The organism is Bradyrhizobium sp. WSM1417, from assembly GCF_000515415.1.
GTDB lineage: Bacteria > Pseudomonadota > Alphaproteobacteria > Rhizobiales > Xanthobacteraceae > Bradyrhizobium.
Map to the genome: position 1 here is coordinate 6,735,591 of NZ_KI911783.1, position 12,950 is coordinate 6,748,540.

Sequence of the window (12,950 nt, forward strand, 5' to 3'; positions counted from 1 at the left end):
GCACCATGACACTTCAGACCCGCATCAACGCGTCCCGCCGCTCTCCCACCGTTCTGGTGGCCGGCGGCGCCGGCTTCATCGGATCGCATCTCTGCGACGCGCTTTTGCAACGCGGCCACACCGTGATCTGCCTCGACAACCTGTTTACGGGAAGGATCGATAACATCCGGCCGCTGCTCAATCATCCGAACTTTCGCTTCATCGAACATGACGTGCGCGATCCCGTCGAGATCGAGGGCGACATCGACCGGATCTACAGTCTCGCCTGCCCGGCGTCGCCCCGTCACTATCAGAAAGATCCGGTCGGCACGATGAAGACGTGCGTGCTCGGCACCATCAACATGCTGGAGCTCGCGCAGCGGAAAGGCGCCCGGGTGCTGCAGGCATCGACCAGCGAGGTCTACGGCGATCCGGAGGTCCATCCCCAGCCGGAAACCTATCTCGGCAACGTCAATCCGATCGGGCCCCGGGCTTGCTACGACGAAGGCAAGCGAGCCGCGGAAACGCTGATGTTCGATTACCATCGCATGTACGGGGTTGAAATCAAGGTCGCGCGCATCTTCAACACCTATGGACCCCGGATGCTGGAGAACGACGGGCGCGTGGTCTCCAACTTCATCGTGCAGGCGCTTCGGGGCGAGCCGATCACGATCTATGGAGGCGGTACGCAGACCAGGAGCTTCTGCTTCGTCGACGATCTCGTGCGCGGCCTCCAGCTGCTCATGGAGAGTCCATCGTCGGTCACCGGACCCTGCAATCTGGGTAATCCGCACGAGGTTACCATCGAGGCGATCGCGCGCGACGTGCTGGCGTATACGGAATCAGCCTCCCCGCTCCGGTTCGAGGAGCTGCCGAAGGACGATCCGAAGCGCCGCAAGCCCGTCATCGACACGGCCGTGAAGGCGTTGGGGTGGCGCCCGCGCGTGGCGCTCAAGGATGGCCTTCGCGCGACCATCGCCTATTTTGCCATGCGCATGGCCGGGGAAGCGCCGGCACTCGTTCCGGCCATTGCACCGCGCAGGAGCGGACGTACCGGGGCACGCGGCCAGCTGACGATCGCCGATCGGCAGTAAGCGGTAGAAAGAGCCCACAAACCCGCGCGAGCCCTCAAGCCCGTGAAGCAGCCGCGCCACGGACCGGCTTGCAGAGATTCTCGAGATGGTACTGGTATTCGGAGATCGCGCGATTGGCCATCCGGATCCGGTTCGCCTGGCCTTCCTCGACCATCATGGTGATGCGCTGGGCCAGAAATACGCACGCATCGAACTCATCGTGGATCGCCCCGCTGCGGGCGAGAAAGTCCCATGCGATCTCATAAGCCTGTTCGGCGCCAGGACTGCGGTAGTCGCTGAAGATGATGTGCGCCATGACAGCAAAACGCGGATGAGAGGGTTTCGTCCTGCGAGCCCATATGAGAGCGCAGGCGGACTCAGCGGCCGAAGCCGCCGGTCTCAGACCGGCGGATTCGGCGGGTAGCGATGGCCTGCGATCAGGCCGCCTGACGCTGATGCGACAGATATTCCATTGTCACCTTCTCGACATTTGAGTCGATCCAGGCGGCCATGCGCTGCTCCTCCTTCAGCGATGTCTCGAGAGGCTCCTTGGCCTCCGCGAAACCAGCGGCGCCACAAAGGGCGAGCAGAGACTTGTAGGCAGCGATCTCGAAATTCTCGAAGGCATTGTTGGCGAACGTATTCTTGAGAATCTCGTCTCCGGCAACCGAGTGTGCCATCGCTTGCATGTTCGCCATCATGGATTGCGTCGTATCCTTGAGGCTGGAGGTACTCTCCCCGCAGGCTTCCAGACATCTCTCCAGCCGCTTCAGCTGCTCGTTGGTCTCTTGAAGGTGGGCCGCAACCTTTGCCTTGACTTCGGGATATTCGTCCAGCCGTTCCGACTGGCGTTCCATCAACTCTCGCGCCTGCACTTCCATCGCATGCGCATTGCGTAGTCCAACCACGAATGTATCGCGGGCTGCGTTCGTCATCTCATATTCTCCATTTCACGGGCCTTGTTGCCGCCAACCGCAGCTTAGGTGGATCGTTCCTAGGGTGATAAGTGAGGCGAACGCTGGGTTCCGGCCGCCGGACCCGAGGCTAACCTGCGATAACAGAACACAAATCCCCCTACCGCCGCAGGAACGCTGCATACAACCGACGGTTTTCCGGAGCGTGGTCGGATCGCCAAACGGCCGCAGCGCTCAGGGATAAGAATGACAAACAGTTCTCCGCACGCCAGCAACTCAGGCCCCTCGCTTGGCCGGCAGGGACTTGGCCGGCCGGGCGAGGGACGGCCGGACAACGCTTCCGATCCGTTCTTCATGACGATCCGCGACGATCTTGCGGACAAGGGCTTCTTCACGGCGACCGCGGAGGAGCTGATCACCTGGGCCCGAACGGGGTCGCTGATGTGGATGACGTTCGGGCTCGCCTGCTGCGCTGTCGAGATGATGCAGATGTCGATGCCGCGCTATGACGCCGAACGCTTCGGATTCGCGCCGCGCGCATCGCCACGCCAATCCGACGTGATCATCGTTGCGGGCACGCTCACCAACAAAATGGCGCCGGCGTTTCGCAAGATCTACGACCAGATGCCCGAGCCGCGCTACGTGATCTCGATGGGGTCGTGCGCCAACGGCGGTGGTTACTATCATTATTCGTATTCGGTCGTGCGCGGTTGCGATCGTGTCGTGCCGGTCGACATCTACGTGCCCGGCTGCCCGCCGACCGCGGAGGCGCTGCTGTACGGCGTGATGCTGCTTCAGAAGAAGATCCGTCGGATCGGCACGATCGAGCGCTAGAGAGCTGACCAAATCGGACCCGAATGGACATGACCCAAATCTCGCTTTCCTCTTCCGCCGACGCGGAGCACCCGCAATCCGACCTCGACCGCAACGACAACACGCGGCAGATCGTCGCTGACGTTGCCTATCGTCAGCTTGCGATCGTCAACGTCATCTTCGTCGGCTTCGAGAACGCCGGCGACGGCAATTGGGTGCTGGTGGACGCCGGCATTCCGGGATCGGCTGGCGCCATCCGCGCCGCCGCGAAAGCCAGGTTCGGAGGAAACGGCCGGCCCGCCTGCATCATCATGACGCATGGGCATTTCGATCACGTCGGCGTGCTCGAAACGTTGGCAAATGAATGGGAGGTGCCGGTTTATGCCCATGCGGCCGAGCATCCCTATCTTGATGGAAGCCAATCCTATCCATCGGCCGACCCCGGCGTCGGTGGCGGGCTGCTCGCTCGGCTCTCTCCGCTATTCCCGACAAAGCCGGTGAACGTCGCATCGCGCCTTTATGATCTGCCCTTTGATCACAGCGTACCCTTCATGCCGGAATGGCAGTGGATCCATACGCCCGGCCATACCCCAGGGCATATCTCCCTCTGGCGCGAAGGCGACCGCGTGCTGATCGCCGGCGACGCCTTCATCACGACGCGGCAGGAATCCATTTACGCCGCGGTGACGCAGACGCCGGAGATGCACGGGCCCCCGATGTATTTCACTCCCGATTGGGAAAGCGCCAAGAGATCGGTGCGCGCACTTGCCGCGCTCGCTCCAGAGATCGTCGTCACCGGACATGGCGCGGCCATGCAGGGGCCGCACATGCGCTCGGCTCTCGACGCTCTCGCCGAACGGTTCGACGAAGTTGCCGTGCCTTCGCAATATCGACGCGGAGTCGTCGGCCACAAAGCTTGATCACGCTGCGCGGCTAGGAACGGTCAACGCTTCACATGATTGGTCTGACATCGAAACCTCAAGGAGAAGAAAGATGCGTAAGACGATCCTGACGATCTTTACGGCAGCAATGCTTGCAGGCGCTTCAGTCGGCGCAGCGTTCGCACAAGGTGCAGGCGGTGGCGCTGGTGGTGGCGCAGGCGGCGCCGGTGGTGGGGCCGGAGGCGGCGCTGGCGCTGGTGCCGGCGGCGCAGGCGGCGGTGCTGGAGCTGGAGCTGGAGCTGGCGGTGGTGCGGGAGCCGGCTCAGGCGGAGCCAGTGGCTCCGGCGGCGGCGGCGGCATCACGCATGTCGAGCGGGGCGGACAAGGTGCCTCCAGTCCTTCCGGCATGCGCAACGAGACGACCCCGCCATCCAACGGCACCATGCCGCGCCGCTAACGGTTCGCGGTTCGCAATTTCCCAAAGCGCGCTCCTTGCTGTTGCGCGCATGAGAGCGGCCCCGGCGAGATCCTCTCCTCGCCGGGGCCGCATCGCGTTCAGTCGCAATTAGAGGCATTTCAAAGTAGCCGCTAGAAACTCCATAGGAACGCAACCCGGCAGCACTCATTGCGCAATAGCGTTGAACACAAAAGGAGCTGCGCATGTACTACTTCGACAAACGACTGCAATATCCGGTCAGGGTCGAGAAGCCCGATCCGATCTTCGCCCGCCAGCTGCAGCAGGCCATTGGCGGCGTCGAGGGCGAGATCCGCGTCTGCCTTCAGTATTTCTTCCAGGCCTGGGGTGCGCGGGGGCCGGCCAAATATCGCGACGTCCTGCTCAATACCGCGACCGAAGAGATCAGCCACATCGAGATGCTCGCGACCGCTGTTGCGTTGAACCTGGAGAATGCGCCGGCAACGATGCAGGAGACTAGCCTGCAGGCCAACCCGGTCGTCGGCGCGGTGATGAACGGCGGCGAGCGGCCGCGGCATGTGATCGAGGGCATGCTGCACCGGCATCTGCTCTCGACCGGCATGGCCGCCTTCCCTGCAAATTGCGACGGCGTCCCCTTCGATTGTTCGCATGTCTATGCCAGCGGCAATCTGGCCGCCGACATGTACTGCAACGTCGCCGCCGAATCCACCGGCCGGACCCTTGCCGTGCGTCTCTTCAACTCCACGAGCGATCCCGGTATGCAGGACATGCTGAGCTACCTGATTGCGCGCGACACCATGCATCAACAGCAATGGCTCGCAGTGATCGAGGAAATGGGCAAGGACGCCGCTCTCCCGATTCCGAACAGCTTCGATCGCAGCAAGGAGGCGACCGAGTTCAGCTACATGTTCATGGGCACCGAACGCAACGCGGCGCCGCTGCAGCCCGGGCGCTACTGCGAAGGTCCTTCGCTCGACGGCCAGGGGTCGTTCAGCTTCCGCGCCGGGTTCGAGCCTTTGGGCGAGGAGCCTGTGCTCGGACCGGCACGGCCGGATAGTGGGGCACAGGTGGAGCAGATGAACGAGCCGCCGGTGACGAACGCGCTGGCCTGATTCTCCTGCAACGGCCAGGGCGTCCGACGAAAGGGACCGCCTTGGCCGACGTCTAGCGACGCCGAGCCACCAGAACGCCCAACAGAAACGCCGCAAAGACCGCTTGTAGCGGCGCTGCCCTGGTCATGCTCCTCAGCTGGTCGGCCAATTGCACCGCGGCCGCACGGGAAGACGTATCCAATCCTGTTCTTGTATCACCGTGCGGCGCGTGCGAGCCGTTCTGCGCGGTGAACTGATCGTCCACAAGGCCGGACGCTTCGGTCATCGCGGAGCTTTCCCTGATATCCATGCTGATCCTCCAGTGCGGTTTTCCAGTCAGCGATCGACCTCGCCGAAGACGATGTCCAGCGACCCGAGGATCGCCGAGACGTCCGCGAGCAAATGCCCCCTGCAGAGAAAGTCCATCGCTTGCAGGTGGGCGAACCCCGGCGACCTGATCTTGCACTTGTAGGGACGGTTTGTCCCGTCCGCGATGAGGAACACACCGAACTCGCCCTTCGGAGCCTCGACAGCGACATAGACCTCGCCAGCGGGAACGTGGAAGCCCTCGGTGTATAGCTTGAAGTGGTGGATCAGCGCCTCCATGGAACGCTTCATCTCGCCACGTCGCGGCGGCGCGACCTTGTTGTCCTGCACGAGCACCGGGCCCTGGCCGTTGGCAGACTTCAGCTTCTCGATGCACTGCTTCATGATGCGCACAGATTGCCGCATCTCCTCCATGCGGATGAGATAGCGGTCGTAGCAGTCGCCGTTCCTGCCGACGGGGATGTCGAAGTCCATCTCGGCATAGCAGTCGTAGGGTTGTGCCTTTCGCAAGTCCCACGCCGCGCCCGACCCCCGCACCATCACGCCGGAGAAGCCCCACGCCCAGGCCTGCTCGAGCGTCACCCGGCCGATATCCACATTTCGGGCCTTGAAGATGCGGTTGAGCGAGAGCAACCGGTCCAGGTCGTCGACGACGCGCAGGAACGGATCGCACCAGGCTTCGATATCATCGATCAGTTTCGGTGGAAGGTCCTGATGCACGCCGCCGGGACGATAATAGTTGGCATGCATCCGACTGCCGGACGCACGCTCGTAGAACACCATGAGCTTCTCGCGCTCTTCGAAGCCCCAAAGCGGTGGCGTCAAGGCCCCGACGTCCATCGCTTGCGTCGTGACGTTCAGAAGATGAGACAAGATGCGGCTGATCTCGTGATAGAGTACCCTGATCAGCTGCCCTCGCCGCGGAACTTCAAGCCCGATCAATTTCTCGATCGCCAGGCAAAATGCGTGCTCCTGCGTCAAAGGAGCGACATAGTCGAGCCGGTCGAAATACGGGATCGCCTGAAGATAGGTCTTCGCCTCGATCAGCTTTTCGGTGCCCCGATGCAAAAGACCAATGTGCGGATCGACCCGTGCGACGACTTCGCCGTCAAGTTCGAGCACGAGCCTCAGCACGCCATGAGCGGCGGGATGCTGGGGACCGAAATTGATGGTGAAGTTTCTCAAGCTGGGAGACTGGTCAGACATATCGCTTCCGATCGAGGGCGCCCTCACCTTAATCGCGATCGGCATCGAACGGCTTCACACAGGTTAACGATTTGCGCCGAACCGGAGAAAAGGAGCCATGAACGTTGCACTTTGGAACACCGCTTCACGAGCGACGTTCACTGTTGAAATTGGAGATTTCCATGAAACATCGATTGCTCCTGGCTGCCGCCGCACTCGCGCTCGTGGCGGGCATCGGCTCCCCAACGGCGGCCGTCGCACAAGATCGCTACTGCCTCCAGGGCCGCGTTTGGGGCTATCCGGGCAACTGCCAGTTCGCCAGTTACGCTCAGTGCATGGCGACTGCATCGGGCACGAACGCCTATTGCGGCGTCAATCCTCGCTATGCCTATGCACGGCGATATAGGGGATATCGGTGACCGGCCCAGGCTGCGGACCGGCAATCGAGCCCCATTCTGACCCGTCCCGCCGCTGATCCGAGCGGCCCCATGGCAGCAGAGCAAACGCTCACGGCCGTCGTGTTGGCGGGCGGTCTCGGTCTTGGCGCGTATCATGGCGGCGCATTCGAAGCACTCACTTCTGTCTCGCCGCACATCGACTGGGTCGCCGGCTCGTCCGCCGGCGCGATCACGGCCGCATTGATCGCCGGATGTCCAACCGCCGACCGAATCCAGAACTTACGCAGCTACTGGCATGCTCCCGCCGCGCCTGTCGCTACAACGAGCGACAGCCGCCATCTGTCTGCCTGGCTGAGTTCGATCAATACCCGCCTGCTTGGCCACACCGGCTTTTTCCATCCCCGTCTCCCTCTACCGTCGTTCCCGTTCACCGGTCTGTACGATCTCGGCCCAACACGCGAACGCCTTCAGCGGCTGATCGATTTCGGGCGCCTGAACAACGGCGAGCTGCGCATTTCCATCTGCGCAACGGACCTCGAAAGCGGCGATGCCGTGCTGTTCGACTCGTCGTCGGAGCGGATCGAAATGGATCACATCCTGGCCAGTTGCGGATTTCTCCCCGAATTCGCTCCGGTGCAGGTCGCCGGGAGATGGCTCGGCGATGGCGGGTTCTCGCTCAACGCGCCTTTCGATCCGGTCCTCGAAGCTGCAGCCTCGCTTCGTCTTTACATCGTCGACCTCTTTGCGCGGGATGGCAACGTCCCTGATGGCCTCGAGGCCGCGGCTGAGCGCAAGAGCGATCTCAGCTTCGGCAATCAGACCTTTCAGCGCCTTCGTCACGCCCTCGAAGCTCGCCAGCTTCGCGCCGAGCTACAGGACCTGGATCGCAACGACAGGATCTATCTCCTGAGCTACCGGCCCGGCCGCGAGGAAGCCGGACCTGAGAAATCGTTCGACCTGTCGGAAGCTGCCATGGCGCAACGTTGGCGCGCGGGCTTTTTGGACATGCAGCATGCCGCATCCTTGGCGGCCGGGAACGGGATATGCGAGGTGCGGCGAGGCTAGCAGCGTTTCAGCGCGCCGGGGACTGCTTTAGGTCTCTCGCTCGATACGCTGCTGGATGTCCAGCAAAAACCGGATAACACCATCATCCGGGCCGACGCCGGCAGGCGGCGCGATGGTGGTGATGCCCCAGTTCGCCAATACGGCCTCTTGCACCGGATTGCGCTGGGTGACGAAAACGAAGGACCTCGGTCGGTCCTGGCGGTGCCCGGATTCGTCCCAACTCTGCCAAATTCGGTGCAGCAGGAGCCGAATGTTGGGATCGGACATGCTGTATCCGATGAAAAGCAGCGTGCTTCCCAAGGCGTCGGCGCGAAACCGGATATCGAGTGGCGAGTCGAACGCGAGCCGGTTAAGGAAGTCCGTTTCGGTCAGGACCAGCGAGGCATCGTCGTCGAAGTCGCCATGGAATTTGATGATGTGCGTGACGCCGGAACGGGCGCTTGCAATGTCCTTTGCGTTGCTGATCTTGGCATAGGGCTTTTCCAGGACCTCGAAGGCTGCCTCGAGGTTGCGGTCGTAATTCGTGGTGTAAATGGTCGGAAAATCGAGCTCCACGATCAGCTTGTGGAGCCGCGAGGCCGCGATCCTCTCCGGATCGACGCGCCAGTTGCGGTCGAGCCAGCTGCGGAGCGGGCCAATTCCGCCGCGCTTCAGCCGGTAGTACTCCGCCAGCATCTGATAGCCGCCGTGCATTCCATCGATCACGTCGCGCTCAAGTCCAAGATCATCCAGCAGATGGTCGATCAGAGATTGCCAGGACGGCAGGCCGACAGCCATCGAGACGCCGGCGCCGACGAACAGGATCGCGCGACGCCGCTTGATCGCAGCGGCCAGGACCTCATGAGGCGGTCGCTCCTCGAATGCGAGTCCGATCGGTTGCTGGTTCATCTACCTTGAATTACTCGAGGGCGCCCGGGTTCCTCGACTCACAACATCAAGCAGCGGCGAGGAGCCGGTCTTCTCCGTCTGCGCCGCGAAGCGGGCGATCAGACGCCGAAGCTGCGCCTTGTGGACTAGACGGCTCGCCTTCTTCGGCGAGACCCAGATTGCTTCGCGCTCACCCTTTTCCGGCCACCAGCGCTCCTGCCCGTGGACCCTCATGGGAAAGACGGCAACGTCCATGGTCCGCTTGCGATCGCCCTTCCGTTTACGATGCTTGAAGGAGCCCAGCGCGCGCTTTGCGGTGACGCCGAGGAGACCGGCCTCCTCGTACGCCTCGAGCGCAGCCGTACGGTGCGGCTCCGTCTTGCGCATCGGCGATCCCTTCGGGACACTCCACCTGCCCTTGCGCCTGGTCGTGATCAGCAACACGCGCAATTCGGAATTCTTCAGCGTGAACGGCAACGCGGCGAATTGTTTCTTGCCCATCAGGCGCCTCCAGTTTGGTCGATAAGCCAGCGCCGCAGCCATCGTTCCTTTATGTGGGGAGAGTCCGACCGATCAGAACTTCCGTTCGACCATCTTGAGCCGCAATCCCGAAATGGCTTCGCCCGGATTCAAGCCCTTCGGGCACGCCTTCGCGCAGTTGAGGATGGTGTGACAGCGATAGATCCTGAAGGGGTCTTCGAGCTTGTCGAGGCGCTCGCCTGTCGCTTCGTCGCGGCTGTCATTGACCCACCGCGCCGCCTGGATCAAAGCCGCTGGGCCGAGGAAACGCTCGGAATTCCACCAGTAGCTTGGACAAGACGTCGAGCAGCAGGCGCAGAGAATGCACTCGTACAGTCCATCGAGCTTCGCCCGATCCCCATGGCTCTGCCGCCATTCCTTCGGCGGCGTGGGCGACACGGTTTGCAGCCAAGGCTCGATCAATGCGAGCTGGGCGTAGAAATTCGTCAGGTCCGGAACGAGGTCTTTGACCACTGGCTGATGCGGCAAGGGCAGCACGCGCAGCGGCTCGCCGTTCGGGGCGTCCTCGTTCATGGACTTGGTGCAGGCGAGCGTGTTCTGGCCGGCGATATTCATCGAGCAGGAGCCGCACACGCCTTCGCGGCAGGACCGCCTGAACGTCAGCGTGGAGTCGATGTTGTTCTTGATCCAGATCAGACCATCCAGCACCATGGGCCCGCAATCGCTCATGTCGACGAAGTAGGTGTCGAGCCGGGGATTGCGTCCGTCGTCGGGATTCCAGCGATAGACCTGGAATTCGCGCAGCGATTTGCTATCCGGCTTGGGCCAGATCCGTCCCTTTTCGACGCGGGAGTGTTTCGGAAGCCTGAACTCGACCATGGTACCTCCGGGCGGACATGAGGCGTTGATAACCGCATCAGTTGGGATTGAAGCAACGTAGTTGCAGGAGATCGTCCAGCGACACACCAAACAGCACGATGCGAAAAGCCGGTGCTATCGCCAGCACCAGCAGCAATATAAAAATGGCATAGACCAGAGCTGGCGGAGTCTCTCTAGCGAGCCTGTAGACTGCTTTCCGCATGTACCCTCCCGTGCGTGCCCGCGCGTGACATGGCGGCGCCGATGACCAACATGGCCGCACCCCATAGCAGGAAGCCGATGTCCCAGAAGATGCGCTGTTCGTCGGGGACCGTCTCATTCACCCGATGCAGCTTGAAGATCTCATGGTCCACCACGCCTTCAACCAGATTGAAGATGCCCCAACCGAGCAGGACCGCGCCGAGGCACCGGCTGCCCGACAAGTGAATGTCGGACCTGCGCGCCCGTTGCCACAGCACATACAGGCCGAGGAGCACAAGAACATAGGCTGCGCTATGGAAAATGCCGTCCCAGGTCGTGTTGAGCTTGACGTTGTCGATGGAGTTGAGCGGGTACCAGCCGCTTAACATATGATGCCATTGCAGCAGCTGATGAAACACGATGCCGTCGAAAAATCCGCCCAGACCAAGCCCGAGAAGGACGCCCGCGGAAATCGGGAAGCTGGATGAATCGCTGTCTTGCATGAATCTACTCGTGCGCCGGTCGGCATCTGGATGATGGACAAACCCTCCTCCAGGTTGCCGTTCCTATGATCATGACGCACTCCCCGTGCCAATAACCTGCGTTAACCTGCCTGCTCATCTCATGCCGCCGAAGGCGCTAGATGGAGCATCGCTCGGCTGCTTATGGTGACGATAGGAACGTTCGAAACGGTCGCAGCGTCTTGTGAATCCAACATTGGAGCTTCATCATGCTGAGAAGATCGTTTTTACTTGCATTGGGCGGCCTCGGACTATCGACCTACACTGCGCAATCCAAACCAATCCCGCAGCGGGATTTTCGAACGGCCGACCTCATGGGTGGCGCGTTTGCGATGCAGACGAGTCAGCTCGCGCTGACGCGCACCGGCAATCCCGACATCGTCAACTTCGCGAATGCAGAGATCGCCGAACAGGTCCAGGTCGCGAGCGCGCTCGGAGCAGCGCCGGGATCGGCACCGCTACGGCCGGATCATGCCGCCCTGCTTCAGCGCCTTCAGGCCACACCGTCGGGTCCCTTCGACCGGATGTATGTGCAGGGGCAGATCCGCGGGCACCGTGAATTGCTCGCGCTCAACAATTCCTATTTGCGATCCGGTGGCAACCCCGGCGAACAGCAGGTCGCACAGATGTCGCTGCCGATCATTCAGCGTCACCTGGCGATCCTGAGCAATCTCAGGGATGTCGGCTAGAGCTTCACCCCGGCGACAAGGAGGTACAAATGGCAAGAAGGTCGAGACGGCCCGCCGTGAAGCACGGCAAAGGAAAACGGGGAAACGGCGCGCAACGTCTCAAGCGCAAGCGGAAGTGACAGCCGTAGCATTGGCGGTGCCCGCGCGTGACGGCCGCCGCCAAAGTTGTCGATGATCAAACTGCGAGGAGCCGATATGGCGTATGCCCTGTTCAAGGATGACGAAAAACTGAGCCGGACATTTCCGACCAAAGAGGAAACGCTGAAGAAAGCCGAAGACGCCGGTCTGGTCGAAAGCAGCGAGGGCAAGCCCAGGCTCGAGGACGATCTGAAGATCAAGCCCTGCTCGCCCGACCCCGAACCTCGAAGCGAGGACGACCTCGATTGGACGCCGGGGGACCCGACGTCCTGATCACCGATCTAGCAACCTTTGCAGATGCTCTTGATCTTCCGATCGACGTGGGAATCCTGAGAGTTCTCCGAGCGTATTTCGGCGTCGCCCGGCATCGACGGACCGGGTGTCGCAGTTCCGTCGATCCGTCCGCTGCTGGTCCCTCCTGCGGGGTTGCCCGCCCGACCGACGGTGGTTGATCCTCGCGGGCCACCACCGGTTGATTGGGCCGTTCCAGCCGTGTTCGTGCCAGCGGTGTTCGTGCCGTTAGCCGTCGTGCCGCGCGAAGCCGCAGCCGCGTCGGCCGGATTACCCAGATTGGGCGATGCACCGCCTGTCTGGTTTGTAGCTCCAGCAGACCCGAGGCCTGCAGACCCAGGACCTGCAGACCCAACGCCTGCAGACCCAAGGCTCGAGGCACCGCCGGCTGACCCGGGGCTTGTGGTGCCGCCGGTGCCGCCGCTCGTGCTGCTCGCGCTTGCTCCGCCCGATCCTCCCGAACCGCCACCGCCGCCGCCACCCCCGCCACTCTGCGCCGAGGCGGCCCCTATCGACGCGGTCGCCAGGAAGGCGATCAGCATCAAGCTCGAAGTTGTCTTAGGCATTGCTCAGCTCCTCTCGCGATCATTGTGCGTGTGATGTTGGTCGCGCTCACCACCGCCTCCCGAGACGTGTGATTTGCGGTCGTTGGTGGGCATTCCGGGCGCAGGGCGCTCATGCTCGCGACCTCCCTTTTCGGGGTGCTTGCGGTCCTGCCGCGAGGAGCCCGGACCACCGAAGCG

General features: G+C 62.3%; 18 protein-coding genes. 9 read left to right on the plus strand and 9 right to left on the minus strand.

Annotated elements, in window-relative coordinates; all coding sequences use genetic code 11:
• Positions 1 to 5 precede the first annotated feature (5 nt).
• Entirely contained in the window at positions 6 to 1,073 is a 1,068-nt protein-coding gene (locus tag BRA1417_RS0133005) for a UDP-glucuronic acid decarboxylase family protein (protein WP_027519442.1), read from the plus strand.
• 34 nt (positions 1,074 to 1,107) lie between these two features.
• Here BRA1417_RS0133005 and BRA1417_RS41310 read toward each other — a convergent pair whose 3' ends face one another.
• Entirely contained in the window at positions 1,108 to 1,368 is a 261-nt protein-coding gene (locus BRA1417_RS41310) for a hypothetical protein (protein ID WP_027519443.1), read from the minus strand.
• 121 nt (positions 1,369 to 1,489) lie between these two features.
• The gene (locus tag BRA1417_RS0133015; RefSeq protein WP_027519444.1) at positions 1,490 to 1,987 is read right to left on the minus strand and encodes a ferritin-like domain-containing protein; all 498 of its coding nucleotides are present in this window, start codon (positions 1,985 to 1,987) and stop codon (positions 1,490 to 1,492) included.
• Positions 1,988 to 2,212: 225 nt separating this feature from the next.
• On the opposite strand from BRA1417_RS0133015, the gene BRA1417_RS0133020 reads away from it, so the two are divergent.
• The 4 genes from BRA1417_RS0133020 to BRA1417_RS0133035 all read left to right on the plus strand — a co-directional run bounded on the left by BRA1417_RS0133020 (position 2,213) and on the right by BRA1417_RS0133035 (position 5,208).
• Positions 2,213 to 2,800, plus strand: a complete 588-nt coding sequence (locus tag BRA1417_RS0133020; RefSeq protein WP_027519445.1) for an NADH-quinone oxidoreductase subunit B family protein — start codon at positions 2,213 to 2,215, stop codon at positions 2,798 to 2,800.
• A 29-nt stretch (positions 2,801 to 2,829) separates the two neighbouring features.
• On the plus strand, positions 2,830 to 3,699 hold the full coding sequence (locus BRA1417_RS0133025) for an MBL fold metallo-hydrolase (protein ID WP_027519446.1): 870 nt from the start codon (positions 2,830 to 2,832) through the stop codon (positions 3,697 to 3,699).
• Between the two features lie 73 nt (positions 3,700 to 3,772).
• Positions 3,773 to 4,117, plus strand: a complete 345-nt coding sequence (locus tag BRA1417_RS44430; RefSeq protein WP_198034882.1) for a hypothetical protein — start codon at positions 3,773 to 3,775, stop codon at positions 4,115 to 4,117.
• A gap of 203 nt (positions 4,118 to 4,320) precedes the next feature.
• Positions 4,321 to 5,208 (plus strand): manganese catalase family protein, encoded by an 888-nt coding sequence (locus tag BRA1417_RS0133035; protein ID WP_027519448.1) that lies wholly within the window; start codon positions 4,321 to 4,323, stop codon positions 5,206 to 5,208.
• A gap of 52 nt (positions 5,209 to 5,260) precedes the next feature.
• Here the strand turns inward: BRA1417_RS0133035 and BRA1417_RS0133040 are convergent, their stop codons facing one another.
• Together BRA1417_RS0133040 and BRA1417_RS0133045 are read right to left on the minus strand one after the other, a co-directional pair.
• Positions 5,261 to 5,497, minus strand: coding sequence for a hypothetical protein (locus BRA1417_RS0133040; protein WP_027519449.1), 237 nt, complete (start codon positions 5,495 to 5,497; stop codon positions 5,261 to 5,263).
• Between the two features lie 26 nt (positions 5,498 to 5,523).
• Positions 5,524 to 6,720: an NADH-quinone oxidoreductase subunit D gene (locus BRA1417_RS0133045; protein ID WP_027519450.1), complete on the minus strand. Its 1,197-nt coding sequence runs from the start codon at positions 6,718 to 6,720 to the stop codon at positions 5,524 to 5,526.
• A gap of 161 nt (positions 6,721 to 6,881) precedes the next feature.
• On the opposite strand from BRA1417_RS0133045, the gene BRA1417_RS43250 reads away from it, so the two are divergent.
• Positions 6,882 to 7,118: a DUF3551 domain-containing protein gene (locus BRA1417_RS43250; RefSeq protein WP_084462357.1), complete on the plus strand. Its 237-nt coding sequence runs from the start codon at positions 6,882 to 6,884 to the stop codon at positions 7,116 to 7,118.
• A gap of 69 nt (positions 7,119 to 7,187) precedes the next feature.
• Positions 7,188 to 8,162: a patatin-like phospholipase family protein gene (locus BRA1417_RS0133050; protein WP_027519451.1), complete on the plus strand. Its 975-nt coding sequence runs from the start codon at positions 7,188 to 7,190 to the stop codon at positions 8,160 to 8,162.
• A gap of 27 nt (positions 8,163 to 8,189) precedes the next feature.
• On the opposite strand, the gene BRA1417_RS0133055 is transcribed toward BRA1417_RS0133050, so the two are convergent.
• The 5 genes from BRA1417_RS0133055 to BRA1417_RS0133070 all read right to left on the minus strand — a co-directional run bounded on the left by BRA1417_RS0133055 (position 8,190) and on the right by BRA1417_RS0133070 (position 11,071).
• Complete coding sequence (locus BRA1417_RS0133055; RefSeq protein WP_051448429.1) at positions 8,190 to 9,050, minus strand: SIR2 family protein; 861 nt, start codon at positions 9,048 to 9,050, stop codon at positions 8,190 to 8,192.
• Entirely contained in the window at positions 9,051 to 9,530 is a 480-nt protein-coding gene (locus tag BRA1417_RS0133060; protein ID WP_027519453.1) for an NUDIX hydrolase, read from the minus strand.
• Positions 9,531 to 9,602: 72 nt separating this feature from the next.
• Positions 9,603 to 10,388 (minus strand): succinate dehydrogenase iron-sulfur subunit, encoded by a 786-nt coding sequence (locus BRA1417_RS0133065; RefSeq protein ID WP_027519454.1) that lies wholly within the window; start codon positions 10,386 to 10,388, stop codon positions 9,603 to 9,605.
• Positions 10,389 to 10,425: 37 nt separating this feature from the next.
• Complete coding sequence (locus BRA1417_RS44435; RefSeq protein WP_156949026.1) at positions 10,426 to 10,590, minus strand: hypothetical protein; 165 nt, start codon at positions 10,588 to 10,590, stop codon at positions 10,426 to 10,428.
• On the minus strand, positions 10,562 to 11,071 hold the full coding sequence (locus tag BRA1417_RS0133070; RefSeq protein ID WP_027519455.1) for a DUF2243 domain-containing protein: 510 nt from the start codon (positions 11,069 to 11,071) through the stop codon (positions 10,562 to 10,564). Before BRA1417_RS0133070 ends, BRA1417_RS44435 begins: the two co-directional genes overlap by 29 nt.
• Before the next feature lie 227 nt (positions 11,072 to 11,298).
• Between BRA1417_RS0133070 and BRA1417_RS0133075 the strand changes: the two genes are divergently transcribed.
• Both BRA1417_RS0133075 and BRA1417_RS0133080 read left to right on the plus strand, forming a co-directional pair.
• A complete protein-coding gene (locus BRA1417_RS0133075; protein WP_084462359.1) occupies positions 11,299 to 11,778 on the plus strand; it encodes a DUF4142 domain-containing protein in 480 nt (159 codons plus the stop codon).
• 195 nt (positions 11,779 to 11,973) lie between these two features.
• Positions 11,974 to 12,189 (plus strand): hypothetical protein, encoded by a 216-nt coding sequence (locus tag BRA1417_RS0133080; protein WP_027519457.1) that lies wholly within the window; start codon positions 11,974 to 11,976, stop codon positions 12,187 to 12,189.
• Positions 12,190 to 12,950 lie beyond the last annotated feature (761 nt).

Excerpts from the sequence above, each read along its gene's own strand:
- BRA1417_RS0133080 (WP_027519457.1), top strand. The coding sequence starts at position 11,974 with ATGGCGTATGCCCTGTTCAAGGATGACGAAAAACTGAGCCGGACATTT.
- BRA1417_RS0133065 (WP_027519454.1), bottom strand. The coding sequence starts at position 10,388 with ATGGTCGAGTTCAGGCTTCCGAAACACTCCCGCGTCGAAAAGGGACGG.
- BRA1417_RS43250 (WP_084462357.1), top strand. The coding sequence starts at position 6,882 with ATGAAACATCGATTGCTCCTGGCTGCCGCCGCACTCGCGCTCGTGGCG.
- BRA1417_RS0133045 (WP_027519450.1), bottom strand. The coding sequence starts at position 6,720 with ATGTCTGACCAGTCTCCCAGCTTGAGAAACTTCACCATCAATTTCGGT.
- BRA1417_RS0133035 (WP_027519448.1), top strand. The coding sequence starts at position 4,321 with ATGTACTACTTCGACAAACGACTGCAATATCCGGTCAGGGTCGAGAAG.
- BRA1417_RS0133075 (WP_084462359.1), top strand. The coding sequence starts at position 11,299 with ATGCTGAGAAGATCGTTTTTACTTGCATTGGGCGGCCTCGGACTATCG.
- BRA1417_RS41310 (WP_027519443.1), bottom strand. The coding sequence starts at position 1,368 with ATGGCGCACATCATCTTCAGCGACTACCGCAGTCCTGGCGCCGAACAG.
- BRA1417_RS0133050 (WP_027519451.1), top strand. The coding sequence starts at position 7,188 with ATGGCAGCAGAGCAAACGCTCACGGCCGTCGTGTTGGCGGGCGGTCTC.
- BRA1417_RS0133060 (WP_027519453.1), bottom strand. The coding sequence starts at position 9,530 with ATGGGCAAGAAACAATTCGCCGCGTTGCCGTTCACGCTGAAGAATTCC.
- BRA1417_RS0133020 (WP_027519445.1), top strand. The coding sequence starts at position 2,213 with ATGACAAACAGTTCTCCGCACGCCAGCAACTCAGGCCCCTCGCTTGGC.
- BRA1417_RS0133015 (WP_027519444.1), bottom strand. The coding sequence starts at position 1,987 with ATGACGAACGCAGCCCGCGATACATTCGTGGTTGGACTACGCAATGCG.
- BRA1417_RS0133005 (WP_027519442.1), top strand. The coding sequence starts at position 6 with ATGACACTTCAGACCCGCATCAACGCGTCCCGCCGCTCTCCCACCGTT.
- BRA1417_RS44430 (WP_198034882.1), top strand. The coding sequence starts at position 3,773 with ATGCGTAAGACGATCCTGACGATCTTTACGGCAGCAATGCTTGCAGGC.
- BRA1417_RS0133070 (WP_027519455.1), bottom strand. The coding sequence starts at position 11,071 with ATGCAAGACAGCGATTCATCCAGCTTCCCGATTTCCGCGGGCGTCCTT.
- BRA1417_RS0133025 (WP_027519446.1), top strand. The coding sequence starts at position 2,830 with ATGACCCAAATCTCGCTTTCCTCTTCCGCCGACGCGGAGCACCCGCAA.
- BRA1417_RS0133040 (WP_027519449.1), bottom strand. The coding sequence starts at position 5,497 with ATGGATATCAGGGAAAGCTCCGCGATGACCGAAGCGTCCGGCCTTGTG.
- BRA1417_RS0133055 (WP_051448429.1), bottom strand. The coding sequence starts at position 9,050 with ATGAACCAGCAACCGATCGGACTCGCATTCGAGGAGCGACCGCCTCAT.
- BRA1417_RS44435 (WP_156949026.1), bottom strand. The coding sequence starts at position 10,590 with ATGCGGAAAGCAGTCTACAGGCTCGCTAGAGAGACTCCGCCAGCTCTG.